General features: G+C 62.6%; 18 protein-coding genes. 6 read left to right on the top strand and 12 right to left on the bottom strand.

Features of this window, described 5'->3' with window-relative positions; translation table 11 throughout:
- The 3 genes from ACZYHG_RS12670 (at position 1) to ACZYHG_RS12660 (ending at position 3,275) form a co-directional block, all read left to right on the top strand.
- Positions 1-1,629 carry a GMC family oxidoreductase gene (locus ACZYHG_RS12670; protein ID WP_464614077.1) on the top strand — a complete coding sequence of 543 codons (1,629 nt, stop codon included), beginning with the start codon at positions 1-3 and terminating at the stop codon, positions 1,627-1,629.
- Between the two features lie 20 nt (positions 1,630-1,649).
- Entirely contained in the window at positions 1,650-1,967 is a 318-nt protein-coding gene (locus tag ACZYHG_RS12665) for a Dabb family protein (protein ID WP_464614076.1), read from the top strand.
- A gap of 90 nt (positions 1,968-2,057) precedes the next feature.
- Entirely contained in the window at positions 2,058-3,275 is a 1,218-nt protein-coding gene (locus ACZYHG_RS12660; protein ID WP_464614075.1) for an MFS transporter, read from the top strand.
- A 6-nt stretch (positions 3,276-3,281) separates the two neighbouring features.
- Here ACZYHG_RS12660 and ACZYHG_RS12655 read toward each other — a convergent pair whose 3' ends face one another.
- From ACZYHG_RS12655 to ACZYHG_RS12600, 12 genes are all read right to left on the bottom strand, one after another.
- The gene (locus tag ACZYHG_RS12655; protein ID WP_464614074.1) at positions 3,282-4,127 is read right to left on the bottom strand and encodes an EamA family transporter; all 846 of its coding nucleotides are present in this window, start codon (positions 4,125-4,127) and stop codon (positions 3,282-3,284) included.
- 7 nt (positions 4,128-4,134) lie between these two features.
- A complete protein-coding gene (locus tag ACZYHG_RS12650; RefSeq protein WP_464614073.1) occupies positions 4,135-5,043 on the bottom strand; it encodes an endonuclease/exonuclease/phosphatase family protein in 909 nt (302 codons plus the stop codon).
- 207 nt (positions 5,044-5,250) lie between these two features.
- The gene (locus tag ACZYHG_RS12645) at positions 5,251-6,804 is read right to left on the bottom strand and encodes a cation:proton antiporter (RefSeq protein ID WP_464614072.1); all 1,554 of its coding nucleotides are present in this window, start codon (positions 6,802-6,804) and stop codon (positions 5,251-5,253) included.
- A gap of 85 nt (positions 6,805-6,889) precedes the next feature.
- Complete coding sequence (locus ACZYHG_RS12640) at positions 6,890-7,954, bottom strand: ABC transporter ATP-binding protein (protein WP_464614071.1); 1,065 nt, start codon at positions 7,952-7,954, stop codon at positions 6,890-6,892.
- A gap of 14 nt (positions 7,955-7,968) precedes the next feature.
- A complete protein-coding gene (locus tag ACZYHG_RS12635; protein ID WP_464614070.1) occupies positions 7,969-8,760 on the bottom strand; it encodes an ABC transporter permease in 792 nt (263 codons plus the stop codon).
- Complete coding sequence (locus tag ACZYHG_RS12630; protein ID WP_464614069.1) at positions 8,757-9,674, bottom strand: ABC transporter permease; 918 nt, start codon at positions 9,672-9,674, stop codon at positions 8,757-8,759. Before ACZYHG_RS12630 ends, ACZYHG_RS12635 begins: the two co-directional genes overlap by 4 nt.
- Before the next feature lie 65 nt (positions 9,675-9,739).
- Positions 9,740-10,846, bottom strand: coding sequence for an ABC transporter substrate-binding protein (locus ACZYHG_RS12625; protein WP_464614068.1), 1,107 nt, complete (start codon positions 10,844-10,846; stop codon positions 9,740-9,742).
- Positions 10,847-11,089: 243 nt separating this feature from the next.
- Complete coding sequence (locus tag ACZYHG_RS12620; RefSeq protein ID WP_464614067.1) at positions 11,090-12,262, bottom strand: iron-containing alcohol dehydrogenase; 1,173 nt, start codon at positions 12,260-12,262, stop codon at positions 11,090-11,092.
- 17 nt (positions 12,263-12,279) lie between these two features.
- Entirely contained in the window at positions 12,280-13,668 is a 1,389-nt protein-coding gene (locus ACZYHG_RS12615; RefSeq protein ID WP_464614066.1) for an aldehyde dehydrogenase family protein, read from the bottom strand.
- Positions 13,669-13,755: 87 nt separating this feature from the next.
- Positions 13,756-15,126, bottom strand: coding sequence for a glutamine synthetase family protein (locus ACZYHG_RS12610; protein ID WP_464614065.1), 1,371 nt, complete (start codon positions 15,124-15,126; stop codon positions 13,756-13,758).
- A gap of 97 nt (positions 15,127-15,223) precedes the next feature.
- Positions 15,224-16,837: an amino acid permease gene (locus ACZYHG_RS12605; RefSeq protein ID WP_464614668.1), complete on the bottom strand. Its 1,614-nt coding sequence runs from the start codon at positions 16,835-16,837 to the stop codon at positions 15,224-15,226.
- 19 nt (positions 16,838-16,856) lie between these two features.
- On the bottom strand, positions 16,857-17,675 hold the full coding sequence (locus ACZYHG_RS12600) for an N-formylglutamate amidohydrolase (RefSeq protein WP_464614064.1): 819 nt from the start codon (positions 17,673-17,675) through the stop codon (positions 16,857-16,859).
- 136 nt (positions 17,676-17,811) lie between these two features.
- Between ACZYHG_RS12600 and ACZYHG_RS12595 the strand changes: the two genes are divergently transcribed.
- The 3 genes from ACZYHG_RS12595 (at position 17,812) to ACZYHG_RS12585 (ending at position 23,128) form a co-directional block, all read left to right on the top strand.
- Positions 17,812-18,639 (top strand): MurR/RpiR family transcriptional regulator, encoded by an 828-nt coding sequence (locus tag ACZYHG_RS12595; RefSeq protein WP_027030940.1) that lies wholly within the window; start codon positions 17,812-17,814, stop codon positions 18,637-18,639.
- 200 nt (positions 18,640-18,839) lie between these two features.
- Positions 18,840-20,000, top strand: coding sequence for an efflux RND transporter periplasmic adaptor subunit (locus ACZYHG_RS12590; protein WP_464614063.1), 1,161 nt, complete (start codon positions 18,840-18,842; stop codon positions 19,998-20,000).
- Positions 19,997-23,128 carry an efflux RND transporter permease subunit gene (locus ACZYHG_RS12585; RefSeq protein ID WP_464614062.1) on the top strand — a complete coding sequence of 1,044 codons (3,132 nt, stop codon included), beginning with the start codon at positions 19,997-19,999 and terminating at the stop codon, positions 23,126-23,128. Before ACZYHG_RS12590 ends, ACZYHG_RS12585 begins: the two co-directional genes overlap by 4 nt.
- Positions 23,129-23,133: the final 5 nt, after the last annotated feature.

The raw sequence follows: 23,133 nt of genomic DNA, 5'->3' as shown, positions 1-23,133 counted from the left end.
ATGACCGACTACATCATCGTGGGCGCCGGCCCGGCCGGCTGTGTTCTGGCCAACCGGTTGAGCGAGGACCCCGGCAATTCCGTGCTGCTGCTGGAAGCCGGCGGCAAGGACTGGCACCCCTATATCCACATGCCGGCGGGCTTCGCCAAGATGACCAAGGGCATCGCGTCCTGGGGCTGGTCGACCGTGCCGCAGAGGAACATGAAGGACCGCGTCTTCTGGTACACGCAGGCCAAGGTGGTCGGCGGCGGCTCCTCCATCAACGCCCAGATTTACACGCGCGGCAACGCCCGCGACTACGATGCCTGGGAGAAGGAAGAGGGTCTCGCCGGCTGGGGCTATCGCGACGTGCTGCCCTATTTCAAACGCGCCGAGAACAACCAGCGCTATGCCAACGATTTCCATGGCGACCAGGGCCCGCTCGGCGTCTCGAACCCGATTTCGCCGCTGCCTATCTGCGAGGCCTATTTCCGCGCCGGGCAGGAGATGGGCATTCCCTTCAATCCGGACTTCAACGGCGCTAACCAGGAAGGCGTCGGCTATTACCAGTTGACGCAGAAAGATGCCCGGCGCTCGTCCGCGTCGGTCGCCTATCTCAAGCCGATCCGCGCGCGCAAGAACCTGAAGGTCAGGACCAATGTGCTGGTGACCCGCATTGTCGTCGAGAAGGGCCGCGCCATCGGCGTCGAGATCGTCGACAAACCGGGCGGCCAGAAGACGATCCTTCGCGCCGACCGGGAAGTGATCGTCTCGTCTGGCGCCATCGGCTCGCCGAAGCTGCTGATGCAGTCGGGCATCGGTCCGGCCGATCATCTGAAATCGGCGGGCGTCACGCCGGTGCATGACCTGCCCGGCGTCGGCTCGAACATGCAGGACCATCTCGATCTGTTCGTCATTGCCGAATGCACCGGCGACCACACTTACGACAATTACGCCAAGCTGCACCGCACGGCCTGGGCCGGCCTGCAATATCTGCTTTTGAAGAAGGGGCCGGTGGCCTCCAGCCTGTTTGAGACCGGCGGCTTCTGGTACGCCGACCCCACCGCCGCCTCGCCCGACATTCAGTTTCATCTCGGCCTGGGATCAGGCATCGAGGCCGGTGTCGAGAAGCTGAACAATCCGGGCGTCACCTTGAACTCGGCCTTCCTCCGGCCGCGCTCGCGCGGCACGGTGCGGTTGAAGAGCGCCGATCCGGCGGACCACCCGCTGATCGATCCCAACTACTGGTCCGATCCTTATGATCGCGCCATGTCGATCAAGGGCCTCAGGTTGGCGCGCGAGATCATGCGGCAGAAGGCGCTTGCCCCCTACGTGCTGCGCGAAGTCCTGCCTGGCCCGTCGCTTGCCAGCGATGACGAGCTGGTCGACTACGCCTGCCGCAGTTCCAAGACCGATCATCACCCGGTCGGCACCTGCCGCATGGGCCATGACGCCATGGCCGTGGTGACGCCGGATCTACGCCTGCGCGGCATAGAGGGGTTGCGTGTCTGCGACGCCTCGGTGATGCCGCGCGTGCCCTCCTCCAACACCAATGCGCCGACCATCATGGTTGGCGAAAAGGGTGCTGACATCATCCTGGGCCGCGAGCCGCTGCCGCCGGCGGTGTTTTCCGGAAATCGGGCCGCTTAGTAAGTCAGGAAGGACATCCGATGATCAGGCACTGTGTCTTCGTCATATTCCGAAAAGATGTTCCCGCTGCCGAGCGCGCGGCGATACACGCCGACCTCGAGGCGCTGCGGCAGGTGATCGACGGCATGGACACCGTCCGCTTCAGCGCCAATGTCAGCCCCGAACCCTTCGCACGCGGCTTCACACATGGTTTCACCATCGATTTCCGCGACGCCGGCGCCCGCGATGCCTATTTGGTGCACGAGGCGCATCAGCGCGCCGGAGCCCGGCTGGTCGCCGCGCTCGAAGGCGGCACAGACGGATTGATGGTCTTCGACCTCGATCTTACGAAAAAGTGACCGCCGGTCTTTCGAAAGCCGACTGATAACTGTTCTCTTTTGCCAATAGGGCGACATATCGTTCCTTTGGGGGAACCAAAGGAGGACGCCTTGAATCTCACTGCCGAGCAGAAGAAAACCGTTCTGGCTTCATTCCTGGGCTGGACACTCGATGCGTTTGATTTCTTCCTTCTGACATTCCTGCTCACCGATATTGCGAGTGAGTTCCAGACAGATGTCCCGGCAGTCTCCAAGGCACTGTTCCTGACCTTGGCGACGCGCTTTATCGGCGCGTTCTTCTTTGGCATGCTCGCCGACAAATATGGGCGCAAGCCGATCCTCATGCTCAACATCGTCAGCTATTCGGTGATCGGCGCGCTGGCCGCCTTCTCGCCCAATCTCGGCATCTTCCTGGCGCTGCGCGCTCTGTTCGGCATCGCCATGGGCGGCGAATGGGGGCTCGGCAGTTCGCTCGCCATGGAATCCGTCCCGCCCAGCGCACGCGGCCTGGTCTCGGGCATCCTGCAATGCGGCTATCCGGCCGGCTATCTCCTGGCAGCGGTGGTCTATGGCCTGCTCTATCAGCAGACGATCGGCGGCTACACGATCGGCTGGCGCGCCATGTTCCTGCTTTCCTTCGTGCCGGCGCTGATCGTGCTCTTCATCCGCTCGCACGTGCCGGAATCACCCGCCTTCGTCGAGGCGCAGAAGGCACCCAGGCCTGGCCTCTTGGAAACGCTTCAGAAGAACTGGGGTGTCGCGCTCTATGCCGTCGTGCTGATGATGTTCTTCAACTTCTTCAGCCACGGCACGCAGGACCTCTACCCGACCTTCCTGAAGAAGCAGCATGGCTTTGATCCGCATACGGTGAGCTGGATCACCATCGTTGCCAATCTCGGCGCCATCGCGGGCGGCCTGACCTTTGGCGCACTGTCCGAGAAGATCGGCCGCGTCAACGCCATCACCCTGGCGTGCATTATCGCCCTGCCGGCAATTCCGCTGTGGGCCTACAGCTCCACGCCGTTCATGCTCGCCATCGGCGCCTTCGTCATGCAGGTTGCGGTGCAGGGCGCCTGGGGCGTCATCCCCGTGCACCTCAACGAACTCTCGCCCGGTGCGGTGCGCGCGACCTTGCCCGGCTTCATCTATCAGGCGGGCAATCTCGCAGCATCCTATGGCGGTCCATATCAGGCGGGTATCGCGGAGGCACCCGGGGGCAGCTACGGCTACGCGCTGGCGCTTTTTGCCGGCGTGGTCGCCGTCTGCATCATCGTCGTCATCCGCTTCAGCCCGGAACGGCGCGGTCAAGTCATGACTGTGCTGAGTTAGGCGCGGTTAGCCCATCCGGAGTGCGATGACACCCGCAACAATGCTGAGCGCGGCCGCACCGCGCCAGCCCGTCATCTTCTCGCCAAGCGCGTAGACCGAGATCATCATGGCAAACAGGATCGAGGTCTCGCGCAGCGAGGCGACCGAGGCGATTGGCGCCTTGGTCATCGCCCACATCACGATCCAGTAGGCAGCACCGCTGAGCACGCCGGTGAACAGGCCGGTCTTCCAGCTGCTGGCCAGCACCGGCAGCGCTTTTGGACCCCGGAAGATCAGGCACAGCACCAAGGCTCCCATGGCATCGCAGACGAACAGCCATGCCGCGTAGCTCTGTGCGGTGGCGGCGAGCCTGGCGCCGCTGCCGTCCGACAGCGTGTAGCTGGCGATGAACACCGAGGTGCCGAACGCAAAGCCGACCGCGCGCAGATTGAGCTTCTCCAGATGCGCGCCACCGCGAAACGACATCACCAGCGTGCCGGCGGACAGAAGAAGAATGCCGAGGATGGCAAACGGCCCTGGCACCTCGGCGACAACGAATATGCCACCCAGTGCCGCAAGCAGTGGGGCGGTGCCGCGCGCCAGTGGGTAGGTCTGCGCGAAATCGCCAGCCTTGTAGGCACCGATCAGGAATGTCCTGTAGCCGATATGGAAGATCACCGAGGCGATGATGTAGGGCCACACCTCGGCCCTGGGCACTTCGACGAACGGCAAGGCAAAAAGCGCGGCGAACCCCATGCCAAGCGTCATCAGCGTGATCGACATGAAACGGTCGAGATGCACCTTGACCAGCGCGTTCCAGATCGCGTGCATGGCAGCTGCGGCAAGCACCGCGAAGAAGACGAAAAGCGTCATTTCAGGCTTACCGACCTCCCAAGCCAAGCGGCGTTTCGAGATCGATGTCGACCCGGACCGGGAAGTGATCGGATGCCACCTCGCCAATGTCGGATCCGACCGAGCGCACGCGGCCCGCGAACATGCCGCCGACGAAACAGTGGTCGAGCCGGCGCTTTGCCAGTCTGCCGTCGATGATCTTCTCATGCGTGTGGAAGTCATCCACCGGTTCGCTGGCAACGGCGGCAGCATCGACGAAGCCTTCGAGATAGGCGGCATCCTGATGATAGGGCGTGCTGCCGGTGATGCGGCCATATTCGGCGCTGCCCGGCTCCATATTGAAATCGCCCATCCAGATCGCCGCCAGCGGATTTTCCGGCTCGGCTTCGCCGCTGGTCCAGTTGCGCGAAGGTTCGTCGTCAGTTCCGCTCCACGGCCCGCCATCGGAGGGCGCCCGGCGATGTTCGGCCAGGAGATAGTCGATCTGCTCCAGCCGCTCCTCGGCCGCTATGTGGGCGAGATGCAGCGAGACGATCCGCACCGGGCCGGCCGGCGTGCGGATCATGCATTCCAGCGCCGCATTGCGGGTGTTGAGCGGCCGCAAGGTGCGGCGCATCGGCAGCGCATGCAGCCGCGACCAGACGATCGGCAGCTTCGACAGCACCATGGTGCCGAACTGCCGGCGCCGGTTGACTAGGCGGCCGTCCCGCCGCTCGCTGGCATCCATGTCGAAGGCCGGGCCGTAGACCCAGTGATAGTCGGGCAGCAGGCCCGAAAGCAGTTCCGGCTGATCGTCAAAATTGCTGCGCTGCCAGTTCCGCTCGACTTCCTGCAGTGCAATGATATCGGCGCCGTCAACGATGCGCGCGGCGCGCGAAAGATCGTAGCGGCCGTCGCTGCCGAACCCGTACTGGATGTTGTAGCTGACCAGCTTCATTGCTTATCCGGCTCACTTTCGGTGATGGCAGTAGCGGTTCGGTGGATTGCTTGCAATGTGCAGGAGAATGAAAGCGGCTTGTGCCAGAAGCGCCCTTGCTGCGCGATCATGCACCGATTCCGGACCGCGTCGGTATCCTCCGCACGCCGGAAGACGCCGCGAGGCTTCTCATGAGCGCTGGCGGCTCAGCTATGACGATAAATCGTCCTAGTAGGTCGTCAGCGGCTGAAAACTCCCGGCCGGCGACGCCGCCAACTCCGACCAGTCGATCTCTTCCTCCAGCCGGTGATAAGCCTCGTCGCCGATCGTGCCGTTGCGGCGCAGTTCCTCGAGCGTGTCGCGCTGGCGGTTGATGGCGTAGAGGCGCAGCCGGTCGTATTCGGTTGCGGCTTGAGCGTCCTCCGGGTTTTCAGCAATCACCCGCTGAGCCTCATACTGCTCGCGCACGACAGAAGCTGCGGCTGACGTCTTGCGGCTCAGCACATCGAGCGCTGCCTGCATGATGGCCACGCGCGCCTGCGCCACTTCGCGATCAACAGTCGTATCCCTGGGGAAGTCGAGTATCCGCAGCAAGGGCTTCAGCGTCATCCCCTGCAACACCAGCGTGCCCAGCACCACCGCGAAGGCAGCAAGCACGATCGGATCGCGGCCGGGAAAGCCGGCCGGCAGGGCAATGGCCACCACCAGCGTCACCAGCCCCCGCATGCCACACCAGCCGACGAGCACGGCGCCGCCAAATGTCGGCACGTCCTGCCTTCTGTCTTCGCTGCCGAAGCGGGCAAACCACTGTATGATCGCAACGTAACTCGCCACCCAGACAAGGCGTGCCACGATGACGACGACCAGCACTGTCGCGGCGAAGAGAAAGGCCTGGCCTTGCCCGTCCCCGGCAAGCCGGCCGACGATCGATCGCGCCTGCAGGCCCATCAGCACAAAGGCCAGCACGTTGAGCACGAAAACCACAGATTCCCACACCGAATAGGTGCTGACGCGGCGTCTCGCCGATACGCGTCGCGGCCCCCTGCGCGCGATCGTCATGGCATAGACGACGATGGTGATGATGGCGGAAAGGCCGAGCTTGTCAGCGATGATCCAGACCGCGAATGTTCCCGCGAACTGCACCACCGTGCTGCTCGCCGCATCTTCGATCCGGGTAAGCGTCAGCAGCGACAAGCGGCCAAACAGATAACCCGCGACCAGACTGCCGATCGTTGCCAGCAGGATCGTCGGAATGGCGTTGCTCAGCATGATCGTGCCGAGAGCCGCCGAGACCGCCAGCCGGTAGATCAGGAGCGCGGTGGCATCGTTGAGCAGGCTCTCGCCCTGCAGGATGGCGGTGATGCGGTGCGGCACCTTGAATTGCCCAAGCACGGCACTTGCCGCAACCGCATCCGGCGGCGCGACGATGGCACCGAGCGCGATCGCCGCCGCGATCGGCAGACCCGCCATCTTCCAGCCAACGAAGGCAACCACCGCAGTGGTGAAGACCACGGCGCCAAGCGCCAGCAGCAACAGCGCCAGCCGATAGCGCTTGAGATCACGCAGCGACGTGTCATAGGCGGCATCGAGAAGCACCGGCGCGATGAACAGGGCAAGCGCCAGTTCCGGATCGATTTCGATCATCGGCGCGCCAGGCACGAAGGCAATCGCCACCCCGGCCAAGGCCAGCAGCGACGGATAGGGTATCTCCAGCCGCCGCGACAGCGCCGTCAGCGCGACGGCGGCCAGAAGCAGGACAAGGGTTAGTTCGAAAAGAGCCATGGCTCATCGTAGCGATGGAACAAGCCGATTGGCAGTGCCAAAGTCACTACAGAGATCAGTTGCGTATGTCTTTGCGCGGCGGTGGCTAGTGCAGCACCAGCATGTCGTCGGACGAGAACGAAATCTCGGCCTTTTCGCCGACAGCCGGTGGCGGCGTGGCTGGGCTGTTGAACGTATCGAGCGATACCGTGTTGCCGCCTATGCCGACCCGGACGCGGATGACCGAGCCGAGGAAATGCACTTCCGAGATTTCGCCGGACAGGCTGGAATCGCGACCGGGCTGGCGACCGAGCGAAATGGCTTCCGGACGCAGCGCCAGCGACAGAGTATCTCCCGACTTGGATCCGTTGAGCTTGCCCTTCAGCAAGACCTGTTCGGAATTGACCCGGACCGTGCCCGCCGCTGCGTCGGTGACAGTGCCCTCCAGCACATTCAGCGTGCCAACGAAATTGGCGACGAACTTGGTTGCCGGCCGGTTGTAGATCTCGAACGGCGTGCCGACCTGCTCCGCCTTGCCGCCATACATAACGGCGATGCGGTCGGAGATCGACAGCGCCTCTTCCTGGTCATGGGTGACGAAAATGGTGGTGATGCCGAGCTTCTTTTGAATGGAGCGGATTTCCTCGCGCAGCGAGACGCGCACCTTGGCATCGAGCGCCGACAGCGGCTCGTCGAGCAGAAGCAGCTTCGGCTTCGGGGCAATGGCGCGCGCCAGCGCTATACGCTGCTGCTGGCCGCCCGAGAGCTGATAGGGATAGCGGTCAGCCATCTGCGGCAGCTTGATGATGTCGAGCATCTCGGCGACGCGGCGGTCGGCGTCGGCCTTGTTCATGCCGCCGACTTTGAGGCCGAAGGCGATGTTCTGCGCCACCGTAAGGTTCGGGAACAGCGCGTAGGCCTGGAACACCATGCCGACATTGCGCTGGTTGGGCTTCAGCCGCGTAATGTCCTTGCCGGCGACGACGATCTTGCCGGCCGATGGCTCCTCGAAGCCGGCGACCATGCGCAGCACCGTCGTCTTGCCGCAACCGGATGGTCCGAGGAACGAGACGAACTCGCCCGGCGCGACATCGAGGCTGAAATCCTGGACCACGGTGTTGGTGCCGTAGGATTTTCGCACATGCTGGATGGACAGAAATGGCTCGACCATGGCTTTTCTCTCGATCAATTCGGGCGGTTCGCCGATTTCGGCGCGAAGCGTGACAGGATCTGGATCAGCGACATGCAGCCCCAGGTGATGGCGAAGGCGATGATGGCAAGCGCCGCCGGCTCATAGGCGCGATTGGCGCCGATGTTCTGCAGGTAGGGCCCAAAGGCCGGCCGGTTGAGCAGGCTTGCCATGGTGAACTCGCCGATAACGATCGCGAAGGTCAGAAACGCGCCCGACAACACCGCGATCAGCACATTGGGCAGGATAACCCTTGTGATGATCGTCGACCAGCCGGCACCGAGTATCTGCGCCGCTTCGGTCAGCGTGCGCACGTCGATGGTGCGAAGTCCGGTATCGACCGCGCGGTACATATAGGGCAGCGACAGCGTCGCATAGCCGATCACCAGCAAGGCACTGGCGCCTAGATCGCTGGCAAGGAACGGCAACGGCGAATTCGAGCCATACATCCTGATGTAGCCGAAGACGATAACGATGGCCGGGATGACCAGCGGCAGCAGCGTGATGAATTCCACGATTGGCCGCAACTGCGGCAGCCGCAGCCGGATCCAGTAGGCCGCCGGCACCACGACCAGCACACCCAGGATGATGGTGAAGATCGCTGCAACCACCGAATACATGAACGTTGCCTGGAACCGTGGGTCGCCCAGCACGATCTGATAGGCATCGAAGGAATGGACGCCGCGCCGCAGGCGCAGCGAGAACTCGAACGTCGCGAGCAGAGGAATGAAGAAATAGGCGGCGCTAAGCGCGAAAACGACCCAAGCCCAGAATTTTCCCGACTTCATTTGAGCCACCTCTCAGAACGCGTCCGGAACCAGATGTAGAAGACGTTGGCCAAGCCCGTGATGACGATCATGCCGAAGGCGATGGCATAGCCGAGTTGCGGGTTGTGCAGCACGTCGCCATTGATCTGGGAATACAGCTTGATGGGCACGATGTTGAGCGCCGGGCCGGCAAACGCATAAGCCGTGGCAATGGCGCCGAAGGAATTGGCGAACAGCAGGATGACCGTGCCGAGAAAGCTTGGCCACAACACCGGTACGACCACCATGCGCCAGTACTGCGCCTGGGTGGCACCGAGTGTGGCTGCCGCCTCGCCCCATTCCTTCTTCAAACCGTCGATTGCCGGCACGATGATGACCACCATCAGCGGAATCTGGAAGAACAGGTAAACCACGATCAGCCCGGCCGTGGTCAGGAAATTGAACCCCATCGCATAGATGTTGAGGTTGAACACATCGCGCAGGAGCGCCGTCACAATACCGACGCGACCGAGCGTTGCTATGAACGCGAAGGCGAGCGGCAAGCCGGCGAAGTTAGAGGCCACGCCAGAGAATGTCAGCGTCGCCGACCGTATCCAGTTAGGCAAGCCGCCGCGCACGATGGCGATAGCCAGCGCGAGGCCGGCAAATGCCCCGATGATGGCCGACCAGAAACTGATCTTGATCGAAACCCAGTAGGCATTGCTGATGGACGGGTCGCTCACCAACTGCAGGAGGTTGTCCAGCGTCAGGTGGCCGTTCCCGTCTTGAAAAGCACCAACGACAAGATAAAGCGTCGGCAGGATCAGGAACATGATGGTGAAAATGAAGAACGGCGCCACCCCGATCCATTGCGTCGGGAACCGGAAAGTGGTCGCCGCATTGGGCGGCGCGGGCTTCGAGGCAATCGTTCGATTTGAAAGCGAGAGATCGGTCATGCGCCGGCTACCGTCTTCGAGGGAGGGCCGGGCGGCCTCGCGACCGCCCGGTGGATTTTCAAATCTTACTTGACGTTGGCACCGACAACGGCGTCCCAGTTCTTGCTGATAACTTCCTTGGCCTTGCCCTGCTCGTCGAGCGTCGGGAACGCGGCCGAGGCATAGGATTCAGCCGGAGGCAGCTTGGCCAGCACATCCGCCGGGATCTTGCCGTTCTTGGCGAGATCGTTGAAGCGGATCGGGTGGCAATAGCCCTTCAGCCAGCCGATCTGGCCTTCGTCGGAATAGAGGTATTCCATCCAGAGCTTGGCAGCGTTCGGGTGCGGCGCGAAGGCGCTGATCGCCTGTACGTAGACACCGGCGACGACGCCCGTCTTCGGCACGATCACGTCGACGGGCGGGTTGCCCTTCAGCGTGTCGCGGCCAGCAAGCGCGTTGTAATCCCAGTTGATCAGGATCGGGGTCTGGCCCTGGGCGAGCGTAGCGGGCTTGCCGACGACCGGCACGAAATTGCCGGCGGCGTTGAGCTTCTTGAAGAAGTCGAGGCCAGCGGTGCCGGCGGCTTCACCAGCAGCGGCGCCTGTCGACAGACCGGAGGCGTAGACCGCCTGGATGGCCTGGTTCGAAGCGCGCGGGTCGCCGGCGACGGCAACCGCGTTGGCGAATTCCGGCTTCAGGAGATCGGCCCAGTCCTTCGGCGATTCCTTGATCAGGTCCTTGTTCACCATGAACGACAGAACGCCGTAATAGTCGCCGTACCAGGCGCCATCGGCATCCTTGGCGCTGTCCGGGATCGAGTCCCAGGTCGACACCTTGTAAGGCATCAGCAAGCCAGCGGCCTTGGCGGTCGGGCCAAACGACAGGCCAACGTCGATGACGTCGGGAGCCTGCGGGCCCTTGTTGTCCTTGTTGGCCTTGATCGCCTCGACCTCGTCGCCGGAACCGGCATCGGGGTTGAGCTCGTTGATGGCGATTTCCGGATACTTCGCCTTGAAGCCGGCGATGACGTCGCCGTAGCCGCACCAGTCATGCGGCAAAGCGATCGTGGTGAGCTGGCCTTCGGCCTTGGCGGCCTTGACGAGATCGTCCAGCGAAGCCGCGGACGAAATCACCGACGACACCATAAGGGTCGCGGCCGAAAGGGAAAGTACTTTCCCCGTGAATTTGAACATGTGTTCTCTCCGTTGAACTGACGCCGTTGGACGCCTGCGATCCGGTATCGTTTTCATGTGACAGCCAGATGAAAGCTTTGTGAAACCGGGTGCTCGCAGTGCGAAAAAGTAAACTCTTTTTAACCGGTTGTAGCAATCGCCGCGCGATTCTTTTTCCGGCTAACTAGTTTCTGCCTTGCCCGTCATCCCTCCCCCTTGGTTTTCTACCCCTTTTCCAAATCAATTTCCTGCGCCGAAAACGCCTCACACCGTGCCGGCTATGGCGTTTTCGAGCAAGGCCAGCGCCGCCTTCTTGGTCAGCTTTACCGGATTGCCGCCGGCGGTCGGATCGACCACCGCCATGTCGGCGATCAGCGCCTTGCGCTTCTTGTCCATGTCGAGCCCCTTGATCAGGCCCGGCAGGGCGTGCGGCACCTTCAAATCCTTGCGCAGCTTGATGATCGCCTTGGCGAAGCCGTCGAAGCCACCCTTGATGCCGCAATAGGCGGCGAGCCTGGCAATGCGCTCCTCGATGGAGTCACGGTTGAAGGCCAGCACATAGGGCATGAACACCGCATTGGTCATGCCGTGATGGGTGTCATAGAGCGCACCGATCGGATGCGACAGCGAGTGGATGGCGCCGAGCCCCTTCTGGAAGGCGGCCGCGCCCATCGCCGCCGCGCTCATCATATGGGCGCGCGCGACGAGGTCCTTGCCGTTGGCGTAGGCCTTCGGCAGGTTCTCGAACACCAGATGGACACCTTCCACCGCAATGCCGTCGGCCATCGGGTGATAGCCCGGCGCGCAATAAGCCTCGAGGCAATGGGCAAGCGCGTCCATGCCGGTGCCGGCGGTGATGAAGCTTGGCATGCCAACCGACAGTTCCGGGTCCGCGATAACGATCGCCGGCAGCAGCTTCGGATGGAAGATGACCTTCTTGGTATGCGTTGCCTCATTGGTGATGACGCCGGCGCGGCCGACTTCCGATCCGGTGCCGGCCGTGGTCGGCACGGCAATGATCGGCGCGATCGCATCGGAATTGGCGCGCGTCCACCAGTCGTCGACATCCTCGAAATCCCAGACCGGCCGTGTCTGCCCGGCCTGGAAGGCGATCAGCTTGCCCAGATCGAGCGCCGAGCCACCACCGAAGGCGATGACGCCGTCATGCTTGCCCTTCTTGAACACGGCGATGCCGGCGGTCAGGTTGGAATCCACCGGGTTGGGCTTCACTTCGGAGAACACGCCGTAGGGGACCTTGGCGTCATCGAGGATTTTCAAGGTCGAAGCGACGACCGGCAGTTTCGCCAGGCCGGGATCGGTGACGAACAAAGGCCGCTTGATGCCGGTAGCCGCCAGCACCTCGGGCAGTTCCTTGATGCGCCCGGCGCCGAAGCGGACGGTGGTGGGGTAGTTCCATTTGGAGATCAGCTTGGACATGTCTTGTCTTTCAAAAATCAGATGGCTTCGCGCAGGTGGAAGGATTTTGGCCGGGTCAGATTGTCGTAGCCGATGGCCGACAGCCCCGCACCCTTGCCGGTGTCCTTGACGCCGGTCCAGACCAGCGCCGGATCGAGATAGTCGCAACGGTTCATGAACACCGTGCCGGTCTCGATGCGATTGCCGATCGCCACCGCGTGCTCGGTATCGCGCGTCCAGATCGAGGCCGTCAGACCGTATTGGCTGTCGTTCATCAGCGCGATCGCCTCTTCGTCATTGCGCACCCTCATGATGCCGACGATCGGGCCAAAGCTTTCCTCGCGCATGACGCTCATCTGGTGATCGACGCTGGTCAGCACCTCAGGCGCCAGGTAGGGCGAGCCGGCCTTGTCGTTAGCCACCTTCATGTTGATATGCGCCACTGCACCCTTGCGCAGCGCTTCGCCCTTCTGCTCGCGGATCAGGTCGGCAAAGCGCGCCTGCGCCATCGGTCCCATCGTCGTCGCCTGGTCCAGCGGATTGCCGACGACATAATTCTTCGTCTCGGCGATGAAGCCCTCGACGAACTCGTCATAGACCTTCTCATGCACATAGACGCGTTCGATGCCGCAGCAGCACTGGCCGGAATTGTAGAAGGCGCCGTCGACCAGATTGGCGACCGCGTGATCCAGCTTGGCGTCGGGCAGCACATACGCCGGGTCCTTGCCGCCAAGCTCCAGGCCGAGCGTCATGAAGGTGCCGGCCGCCGCCTTTTCAATGGCACGGCCTCCGCCGACCGAACCGGTGAAATTGACATGGTCGATCTTGCCCGAGCCGAGCAGCTTCTCGGTCTGGGCATGGTTGAGCACCACATTCTGGAACACGCCCTTGGGCAGACCGACCTTGTCGAAAGCCTGTTGAAACCGCTCACCGACCAGCAGCGTCTGCGCCGCATGTTTCAGGATGACGGCATTGCCGGCCATCAGCGCCGGCACGATGGTGTTGACGGCCGTGAGATAGGGGTAGTTCCACGGCGCGATCACCATGACGACGCCGAGCGGGTCCTTCTTCACATAGCGGCGGAAGCCGTCCTTCGGGTTGGAGGCCGGCACGGACTTCAGCGCAGCTTCAGCGATCTCGACCATGTAAGTGGTGCGTTCCCTGACACCCCCGAATTCGCCGCCATAACGCACCGGCCGCCCCATCTGCCAGGCGATCTCCGGCACGATCTCGTCTGATATCGCGACCAGCGCTTCGAGCATCGCCAGCATGTACTTGCCGCGCTCGACGATCGGCACCTGCGCCCACTTCTCCTGCGCTGCCTTGGCGCGCTCGACCGCGGCGTTGATCGCCTGGTCGGTCGCGATCGGCCGCTCGGCATAGATCGAGCCATCGATGGGAGTTATCAACTTGACCGTTTCGGTCATTCCTTTAGTCCTCGCACTTCATAAAATCTTGATTTTGACGTCGCCCGCCATTCCGGCGATGGCCAAGGCGGGCAACGCCGACATAGCTTAATACCGCTCGAAACCCCTATGCAGTTCCCAATCCGTAATGCGGCGGTCGTATTCGAACTGCTCCCACTTGGCGGTGTGGACATAGTGTTCGAGCACGTCCTCGCCGAGTGCCTCTTTCAGCATCTTCGACTTGGCCAGCGTCTCGGTGGCGTCGCGCAGCGTCTTCGGGATTTCCGGCAGGCGCGAGGCCTGATAGGCATCGCCGACGAACGGCTTTTGCAATTCGAGCTTCTCATCGATGCCGGCAAGGCCGGCCGCGATCAGCGCCGCGAAGGCGAGATAGGGGTTCAAGTCGGCGCCGCCGATACGGCATTCCATGCGGATGCCCTTGGTGCCCTCGCCGCACAGGCGGAAGCCGGCGGTGCGGTTGTCCTCGCTCCACATGATCTTGGTCGGCGCGAAGGTGCCGGCCTGGAAGCGCTTGTAGGAATTGATGTAGGGCGCCAGGAACCAGGTGAACTCCTTGGCGTATTTCAGCTGGCCCGCCCCCCATTGCTGGCCGAGCGTCGACAGTGTCCAGTCCGCCTTCTTGTCGAAGAACAGCGCCGTCTTGCCGTCGGCGCTCCAAAGCGAATTGTGGATGTGGCTGGAATTGCCGGCGAGCCCGTAATTGTATTTCGACATGAACGAAATCGCCTTGCCTTCGGACTCGGCGATCTCCTTGGCGCCGTTCTTCAGGATCACGTGACGGTCGGCCATGTCCAGTGCTTCGGCATAGCGCACATTGATCTCTTCCTGGCCCGGACCCCATTCGCCCTTGGAGTTCTCGATCGGGATGCCGGCCGCTTCCATCTCATTGCGAAGCCGGCGCATGACGCCTTCTTCCTTGGTGGTGATACCGATCTGGTAGTCGCCGATATAGGGCGAAGCGGTTTCGAGGCCCTGCCAGTGCTTCTTGCGGGCGGAATCATAGGTTTCGTTGAACAGGTAGAATTCGAGCTCGGAAGCGAAATAACCAATATAGCCACGCTCGCTCAGCCGCTTGACCTGCTTCTTCAGGATCGCGCGCGGCGAATGCGGCAGGTCGTCATGGGTGTGGTGGTCGAGCACGTCGCAGACCACCAGCGCCGTCTTCTCCAGCCACGGAATGCGCCGCAATGTGGCGAGATCCGGCTTCATGACGAAATCGCCATAGCCCTTCGACCAGCTCGCCGCCTTGTAGCCCGGCACCGGCTCCATATCGATGTCGGCGGCCAGCAGATAGTTGCAGCCATGCGTTTCATCATGCGCGGAATCGACGAAGTACTGCGCCAGGAAGCGTTTTCCCGCGAGCCGCCCCTGCATGTCGACGATGCAGGCCAGCACCGTGTCGATCTCACCGCTGGAGACCGCTTTCTTCAATTGATCGAACGAGAAATTTCCGGCCATTCCTTTGGCACTCCAGCGCTTGTCGTTTCGGGCTTGTCACATTGAACGAGTGCAAAAGCCGTGGCGAGGGAAACTCGCCACGGCTTCGGCTTGTTGCTTAAGCAGTTTCGCCAACAGCCTTTTCGGCAGCTGCGATGACTGCCTTGCGCTTGGCTATTGCCGCTTCGCCGATGGGCGGGCCCTGGAAGCGACGGTTTTCAATGGCGAACCAAAGAATTGCCAGGATGATCGCAAAGCCAACCGAATAGTACCAAAGACCCGGCACAAAGTCCGAGGCAGGGACAGGCGGATTGGCCGCGGCGTCGCCCGGCGAGCTGGGAATGGACACGACGAAGGCGTGACCGCCAATCGTGACCAGGACCGTGCCAATCATGACGATGACAGCGAAGACTTTCGAAAGGCCGCCAAGGCGGAAACTGCCGAAGCTTGTCCAGGTTTTGCCTTCGGCGAAGAAGCCGGCGATGATCGGCATGGCGTAGGAAATGTAGAGATACATCGCGCAGCCGGTGGAGAGAGCGGCAAAGGCATTGAGCGGCGTCGTCACCGCGGTCAGCACCACAGCCATGACGGCCGAGAACCAGATGGCCGCCACGGGGGTGCGATACTTCGGGCTGACCGAGCTCAGCACGCCGGAGAATGGCAAACCGCCATCACGAGCAAACGCATAGATCATCCGCGATGTGGAGGTCACGGCGGCCAATGCACAAAGGAAGTTGGAGACGATCACGCCGATCAGCATCAACTTGCCGATGAACGACGTCATGATGGCTGCGATGAAGAGATTGTTGAAGGAACTCCAGCCCGAGGCGGCGGCGGCATTCAGATCCGGGATTGCCATGATCATGACAACGATCAGCACGAAACCGAACACGCCAGACCAGAAGACCGAATGCAACATACCCTTGTGCACGGTGTCACGGGCATTGACCGTTTCTTCCGCCGTGTGCGCAGAAGCGTCAAAACCGGTGATGGTGAACAGCGGATAGAGAAGGCCGATGATGATCGCCATCAACGGACCCGTTTGAGGCGAAACGCCGCCTCCGGGCGCGCCCGTGTTGTTCACAAAGGTAAATGCCTTGCTGATATCGAAGCTTGGCGCCGCCATTAGAAACATGACGATGAGGATGACGGTGACCGCGAGGATCAGATAACCGGAAAAATCCGTCAAAATGGTCGTCAGCCTGATGCCGAAATGATTCAGCAAGGCTTGCGCCGCGGTGATAACGGCGACCGAAGCAATTTGCGTCCCCATCCCCCAGCCGGAAACGTCCCAGCCGAGTACGGAACCGAAGAACAGATCCCGCGTGATGAGATAGAGAAACACGTTCACCGCCGGGATGACGAACAGCAGTCCCAGCAGATTGACATAGGCCGTTGCCCATCCCCAGAACCGGCCGCCGAGGATTGACGACCAATGATACAGGCTGCCTGCCGTCGGGTAGGCGGATGCAATCTGGCCAAGACTGGCGGCAACGATAAGTGCATACGCGCTGCCAATGATCCAGCCAATGGTCAATGAGAATGGGCCGCCCGTCGACAGCGCGATCGGAAACGATCCGAATCCGCCGGACAAGATGCAGATGATGGAGAACGAGATGGCAAAGCTCTGGAACGCCCCCATGCGCCGGGATAGTTCCTGGGCGTAGCCCATGCTGTGAAGGATTTTCACATCCTCCGACTTGTCGACATCTATTTGACCTGGTGCTGCCATTTGAAGTCCCCTGTTGTTTTTAGCTGGCCGATTGTGCTGACTTTCCGACTGCGCTTGATCGAGAGCCCCTGACCTCTTCTGGCTCCAGATCCGAAAAAATGCCCGTGAGCAGATCCGCCCATTTCCGCTGCCCGGTCTCGCCGGCGATTTCATCGTTGCGGATTTCGATCATCGCGCAGGGCAGCCCACGCGAGCGCGCATGCCGTTCCAGCGTGAAATAGACGCGGTCGGCTGGCGAATAGGGTTCGTTGACACCGACGGTGAAGCCGGCAAGCCGCTTGAGCGCCGATACCAGCGGCGATGCCAGCCGCTGATCGTCATCGTGGATGATGCCGATATGCCAGGGCCGGTTCTTTCCCTTGTAGACCGGCGTGAAAGAATGCACGGAAACCAGCCGGGTTTCTTGCCCACGCGCCAGCCGTTCCTCGATGAGGCGCTCAATGGCACCATGGAATGGCTGCCATGACAGGGCAATGCGCTCGGCGCGCTGCTTGTCGCTCAGGCCGGCATTGCCGGGTATCGCCGTTGTCTCGCTGACCGGCGGCACCAGGTCCGGCGCGTCGAGCGGCCGGTTGCAATCGATCACAAGACGCGAAATGCGGGTTTCGACCAGCGTTGCATCAAGCGCCTGCGCCATGCGTGTAGCCACCGGCAGCGCGCCGGGATCCCAGGCGATGTGACGCGACAGGTCCTCGGCGGCAAGGCCGAGCGTGCCGAATTCGGCGGGCAGGAAATTGGAAGCGTGATCGCAGGTCAGCACGAAAGGGCTCGATCCGCCCGGGTTGGTCACCCTCACGGTATCGGACGATGCAAGGCTGGCGGGCCGTGCTTTCTCCATAGTCTGCCGTCCCCGGGGAGCGCTGTATCGTATGTTACGTATTTTGCCTCATTGCGTCCCTATGGATGATTTCATACAGTTTGCCCGGCTTTGTCAAATGCGAACTCATGGACCAGGCCAAGGGGTGGGGGAAAAGATGATTTCCAGCATTGCCGAACTTATCGCCGACCGCATTGGCACGATGCCGGCCAGCGAAAGGCGCGCGGCGCAGACGCTTATTGCCAGCTATCCGATGATCGGCCTCAAGACGGTCGCCGAATTCTCGACTGCGGCCGGCGTTTCTTCGCCGACGATCCTGCGCTTCGTGGCCCGGCTCGGCTTCCAGAACTATCCGGAATTCCAGTCGAGCCTGCAGGACGAACTGGCGGCACAGCTGCAGTCGCCGGCGATACGGACGCTCAACCCGCCCTCGCCCGGCGGCGGCACGGTCTCGCCAATGCTGGAAGCGACGCTCGACAATATGCGCGAGACCTTTCGGCATCTGTCCGACAAGCAGCTTGCCGACATCGCGGCACGGCTTGCCGACCGGCGCGGCAAGACGTTCCTGATCGGCGGCCGCTTCACCGATCCGCTGGCGCGTTACATGGCCGCCCATCTCGCCGTCATCCAGCCCGATGTCTTTCATCTCGCCGGCCAGGAGAGCATGTGGCGCGACCGGCTGATCGACATGGGCAAGCGCGACGTGCTGGTGATCTTCGACATCAGGCGCTACCAGGACAGCCTCGTCCGCTTCGCCGAGAAGGCGCACCAACGCGGCGTCCAGATCGTGCTCTTCACCGATCAGTGGCTGTCGCCCATCGCCCGTTTTGCCCGCCACGTCATCGCCGGGCGAACCGCCGTGCCATCGGCATGGGATTCCTCGGCAGCACTTTTCGTCGTCGCCGAAACGCTGATCGGCGCCGTCACCAGGCAACTCGAGGCCGACGGCGCCCGGCGCATCCGGGAAATGGAAGGCCTTCGGTAAGCAACTCCGCAAAGTCTTCCGCGGTCGCCTCAAGATCACTTCGCGATCACGTTACCGAGATTTAATGTGCACGATTGCGTGATAATTGCCATAAACCGGTGATATCGGGCTGTGGTGGCCGGTTTTGACCACCAGCCCTTGTCGTCGCTGCATCCGCTTCCACTTGGAACCGGCAGACGATTTTTGCTGCTGGAGTATCGATGTCGGGTTGGAAACAGATTGTCCTTGCGCTTGTCGTCGTGGTCGCCGCCGCGGCCGCGTGGGCTCGATTTTACCCCGGCGCTCCGCAAGTGCTGGCGCGCTGGGGCATCGACTGGGCCTATGGCGCGACGCCTCCAACGAAAGAAACGGCGGCTGGGGGCTCCAGGCAGGCTGGGCGCAACGGAACCCAGATTGCCACCATCGTTGCATCGCCGGTGGCGTCCGCTGTTATCAACGACCGCTTGCAGGCGATCGGCACCGGCCGCGCCAACGCCTCGGTGACCGTCAATCCTTACAGTTCCGGTCGTCTTGCCGAACTGCTGGTCGAATCCGGCACACATGTCGACAAGGGACAGATCATCGCCACGCTCGATTCCGAGACCGAGATCATCTCCCAGGACCGGGCCAAGCTCGCTTTGCAGGATGCGCAATCCAAGCTTGACCGTGTCAAGTCGCTGCGCGCCTCCAATGCCGCCACGCCTGTCGCCGTTGCCGACGCCGAAGTCGTGCTGGCAGGCGCCAAGCTGGCGCTTCAGGATGCCGAGCTTGCGCTGCAGCGCCGCTCCATTCTGGCGCCGATCGCAGGCACCGTCGGCATCCTGCCGATCTCGGCCGGCAATTACGTGACAAACCAGTCGGCGATCGCCACGCTTGATGACCGCTCCTCGATCCTGGTCGATTTCCAGGTGCCGGAGCGCTTTGCCGCCGCCATCAAGGTCGGTGCGCAACTGACGGCGACGCCGATCGCCAATCCGAGCAACGCCTATACCGGCACGGTATCGGCCATCGACAACCACATCGACGAGAAGAGCCGCACGCTCCTGGTCAAGGCCAAGATCGCCAATCCCGCCGATTCACTGCGCGCCGGCATGTCGTTCTCCATCACCATGAAATTTCCCGGCGAAACCTATCCTTCCGTTAGCCCGCTGGCGATCCTGTGGGGCTCGGACGGCGCCTATGTCTGGCAGATCGAGGACGGCAAGGCCAAGCGCGTGCCGGTGCGCATCATCCAGCGCAACACCGAGACCGTGCTGATCGACGCCGAGATCGACAATGGCGACATGGTGGTCACCGAAGGCACGCAGAGCGTCAGCGAAGGCGGCGAGGTCCGCATCGCCGGCCAGGACCAGCGCGCGCCCAACAGCGCCGAAGGCTCATGACCGGACCCGTCAACGCCGCCAGCGATACCGGCTTCACCGCGCTCTTCATCCGCAGGCCAGTCATGGCCTTCGTGCTCAACGTCCTCATCGCGGTTGCCGGCCTCGCCGCCTTCTACGGCGTCGAGATCCGCGAACTGCCAGATGTCGACCGTGCCGTGGTCACGGTCTCGACCGCTTTCGAAGGCGCGGCGGCCGAAACCGTCGACCGCGAACTGACCGACACGATCGAAGGCGCGGTCGCGCGCGTCTCCGGCGTCAAGTCGATCTCGTCTTCCTCCTCCTTCGGCTCGAGCCGCGTCACCATCGAATTCAATGACGGCGTCGATCTCAACGTCGCCGCCTCCGACGTGCGCGATGCCGTCGGCCGCGTCGCCAACCAGATGCCGGACACCGCCGATCCGCCGCGCATCGTCAAGGCCGACGCCAATTCCGACGCGGTGATGCGGCTGGCGGTGACCTCCGAAAACATGTCGATCCAGGACATGACGGTCGTGGTCCAGGACCAGATCGAGGATGAACTGGCCGCCGTGCCCGGCGTTGCCGATGTCCAGGTTTATGGCGACCGTGACAAGATCTTCCGCATCGACGTCGACCAGAACAAGCTCGCCAGCCTCGGCTTCACGGTGGCCGACCTCCGGGCATCGCTTGCTTCCGTTGCCTTCGATTCGCCGGCCGGTTCGATCACCACCACCAACCAGGACCTGATCGTCCGCACGACCGCCGACGTGACGACGCCCGAGGAATTCGAAAACATCATCATCGGCGGCACGACGCGCATCCGCGATGTCGCCACCGTCACGCTCGGCCCCGATGTCGGCCAGACGACACTGCGCTCGGATGGCAAGACCGGCATCGGTATCGGCATTATCCGCCAGGCGGAATCCAACACCTTGGACATCTCGACCGGCGTCCAGGCCGCCGTCGCCAAACTGCAGGAGAACCTGCCCAAGGGCATGGCGATCAAGATCACCAGCGACGACGCCGTCTTCGTCAAGGGCGCCGTGCACGAGGTCGAGATCGCGCTTGGCCTGTCGGTGACCATGGTGCTGATCGTCATCTATGTCTTCCTGCTCGACTGGCGCGCGACACTCATTCCGGGCCTGTCGATGCCGGTCGCCATGATCGGCACCATCGCCGCCATCTATCTGGCCGGCTTCTCCGTCAACATTCTCACCTTGCTTGCCCTGGTGCTGGCCACGGGCCTCGTTGTCGATGACGCCATCGTGGTGCTGGAAAACATCGTGCGACGGCGCAATGAGGGCATGGGGCCGCGTGCGGCCGCCGTGCTCGGCGCGCAGGAAGTGTTCTTCGCCGTCATTGCCACGACGCTGACGCTGGTCGCCGTCTTCGTGCCGATCTCGTTCCTGCCCGGCCAGACCGGCGGCCTGTTTCGCGAATTCGGCTTCGTGCTTGCCATGTCGGTGCTGCTGTCCTGCGTGGTGGCGCTCACACTTTGCCCGATGCTCGCCTCGCGCATGCTGACCAGCGCCTCGCTTCACCATGAAGGCGGCCACGGCATCGGCGCCCGTATAGGCGGCGCGCTGAATGCCGCCTACAAGCGCGGCCTGCACGCCTGCCTCGATGCGCCCTGGATCGTGGTTCTGGTCGCGGTGCTGTTTGCCGGCACCGCCTTCGCGCTGTTCGGCACCATCCGCCAGGAACTGACGCCGACCGAGGACCGCGCGGCCGTGCTGTTGCGCATCAGCGCCCCGCAAGGCGTCAGTCTCGACTACACGACGCAGCAGATGCAGAAGATCGAGAAACTGATCCAGCCGATGCGCGATTCCGGCGAAATCCGCTCAACCTTCGAGAATGCCGGCCAGAACGGCTCCTATAACTCCGGATTCATGGTGATGACGCTCGCACCTTGGAACGAGCGCAGCCGCAGCCAGCAGGAGATCATGGCCGAGATCAGCCAGCTGACCAAGCAGGTGCCAAGCGTGCGCATCTTCCCGGTGCAGCCCAACAGCCTCGGTATCCGCGGCGCCGGCAACGGCCTGCAGTTTGCGCTCGTCGGCAACGACCGCAAGGCGCTTGGCGACGCGGCGGTGAAAATTATTGCCGAGATGCAGAAGGACCCGCGCTTCCAGACGCCGCGCCTGTCGATTGACCCGACGCAGCCGCAGCTCGCCGTCGCCATCGACCGCGAGCGTGCCTCCGATCTCGGCATCGACATATCAGGACTCGCCAACACCATGCAGGCCATGCTCGACGGCAACGATGTCGTCGATGTCTACATTGCCGACCGCAGCTATGGCGTGAAGCTGGTCTCGACTACCAACCCGATCAACGATCCGACCGATCTGGAAAACGTCTTCCTCAAGACAGCCGATGGTCGCTTTGTGCCGATGTCGACTATTGCCACGCTGACCGAACGCGCCGTGCCACCATCGCTGTCGCGCGAACAGCAGCAGCCATCGGTGGCCATCACCTCCAACCTCTCGGGCAATTTCGCGCTTGGCGATGCACTGAACCAAGCCGAGCAAATCGCCACGCCGCTGCTGCCGCCGGGCAGCCGCATCCTGCCGCTGGCCGAGGCGGCGACGCTGGGCGAAACCAACAGCGCCATGGTCACCATCTTCGGCTTCGCTCTGGTCATCATCCTGCTGGTGCTGGCCGCGCAGTTCGAAAGCTTCGTCAGCGCCGTCATCATCATGGCGACGGTGCCGCTCGGCCTCGCCTGCGCCATCTTCGCGCTGCTGCTCTCAGGCACCAGCCTCAACGCCTACAGCCAGATCGGCCTGGTGCTGCTGGTCGGCGTCATGGCCAAGAACGGCATCCTGATCGTCGAATTCGCCAACCAGTTGCGTGACCGCGGGCTCGGTGTGCGCGAGGCGATCGAGCAGGCCTCGATCATCCGCGTACGGCCGGTGATGATGACGATGATCTGCACCGTGCTCGGCGGCCTGCCGCTGGTGCTGGCAGCGGGCGCCGGCGCCGAGGCACGCGTGGCGCTCGGCTGGGTGATCGTTGGCGGGCTGGGCCTGGCCACCATCTCGACACTGTTCCTGACGCCGGTCGCCTATCTCCTGCTTGGCCGCTTCGTCACCCCGAAAACGCATGAGGAAGCACGCCTGAGGCGCGAGCTGGAGGAAGCCGCCTACACCAACGTGGAACCGGCAGAGTAGAGCGA

The sequence above is a fragment of the Mesorhizobium subarcticum genome (assembly GCF_055456085.1).
This window is presented reverse-complemented; position numbering and strand designations above follow the sequence as displayed.

Coding starts and splice junctions, on each gene's coding strand:
- ACZYHG_RS12670 (WP_464614077.1), top strand. CDS start 1: ATGACCGACTACATCATCGTGGGCGCCGGCCCGGCCGGCTGTGTTCTG.
- ACZYHG_RS12665 (WP_464614076.1), top strand. CDS start 1,650: ATGATCAGGCACTGTGTCTTCGTCATATTCCGAAAAGATGTTCCCGCT.
- ACZYHG_RS12655 (WP_464614074.1), bottom strand. CDS start 4,127: ATGACGCTTTTCGTCTTCTTCGCGGTGCTTGCCGCAGCTGCCATGCAC.
- ACZYHG_RS12650 (WP_464614073.1), bottom strand. CDS start 5,043: ATGAAGCTGGTCAGCTACAACATCCAGTACGGGTTCGGCAGCGACGGC.
- ACZYHG_RS12645 (WP_464614072.1), bottom strand. CDS start 6,804: ATGGCTCTTTTCGAACTAACCCTTGTCCTGCTTCTGGCCGCCGTCGCG.
- ACZYHG_RS12640 (WP_464614071.1), bottom strand. CDS start 7,954: ATGGTCGAGCCATTTCTGTCCATCCAGCATGTGCGAAAATCCTACGGC.
- ACZYHG_RS12635 (WP_464614070.1), bottom strand. CDS start 8,760: ATGAAGTCGGGAAAATTCTGGGCTTGGGTCGTTTTCGCGCTTAGCGCC.
- ACZYHG_RS12630 (WP_464614069.1), bottom strand. CDS start 9,674: ATGACCGATCTCTCGCTTTCAAATCGAACGATTGCCTCGAAGCCCGCG.
- ACZYHG_RS12625 (WP_464614068.1), bottom strand. CDS start 10,846: ATGTTCAAATTCACGGGGAAAGTACTTTCCCTTTCGGCCGCGACCCTT.
- ACZYHG_RS12620 (WP_464614067.1), bottom strand. CDS start 12,262: ATGTCCAAGCTGATCTCCAAATGGAACTACCCCACCACCGTCCGCTTC.
- ACZYHG_RS12615 (WP_464614066.1), bottom strand. CDS start 13,668: ATGACCGAAACGGTCAAGTTGATAACTCCCATCGATGGCTCGATCTAT.
- ACZYHG_RS12610 (WP_464614065.1), bottom strand. CDS start 15,126: ATGGCCGGAAATTTCTCGTTCGATCAATTGAAGAAAGCGGTCTCCAGC.
- ACZYHG_RS12605 (WP_464614668.1), bottom strand. CDS start 16,837: ATGGCAGCACCAGGTCAAATAGATGTCGACAAGTCGGAGGATGTGAAA.
- ACZYHG_RS12600 (WP_464614064.1), bottom strand. CDS start 17,675: ATGGAGAAAGCACGGCCCGCCAGCCTTGCATCGTCCGATACCGTGAGG.
- ACZYHG_RS12595 (WP_027030940.1), top strand. CDS start 17,812: ATGATTTCCAGCATTGCCGAACTTATCGCCGACCGCATTGGCACGATG.
- ACZYHG_RS12590 (WP_464614063.1), top strand. CDS start 18,840: ATGTCGGGTTGGAAACAGATTGTCCTTGCGCTTGTCGTCGTGGTCGCC.
- ACZYHG_RS12585 (WP_464614062.1), top strand. CDS start 19,997: ATGACCGGACCCGTCAACGCCGCCAGCGATACCGGCTTCACCGCGCTC.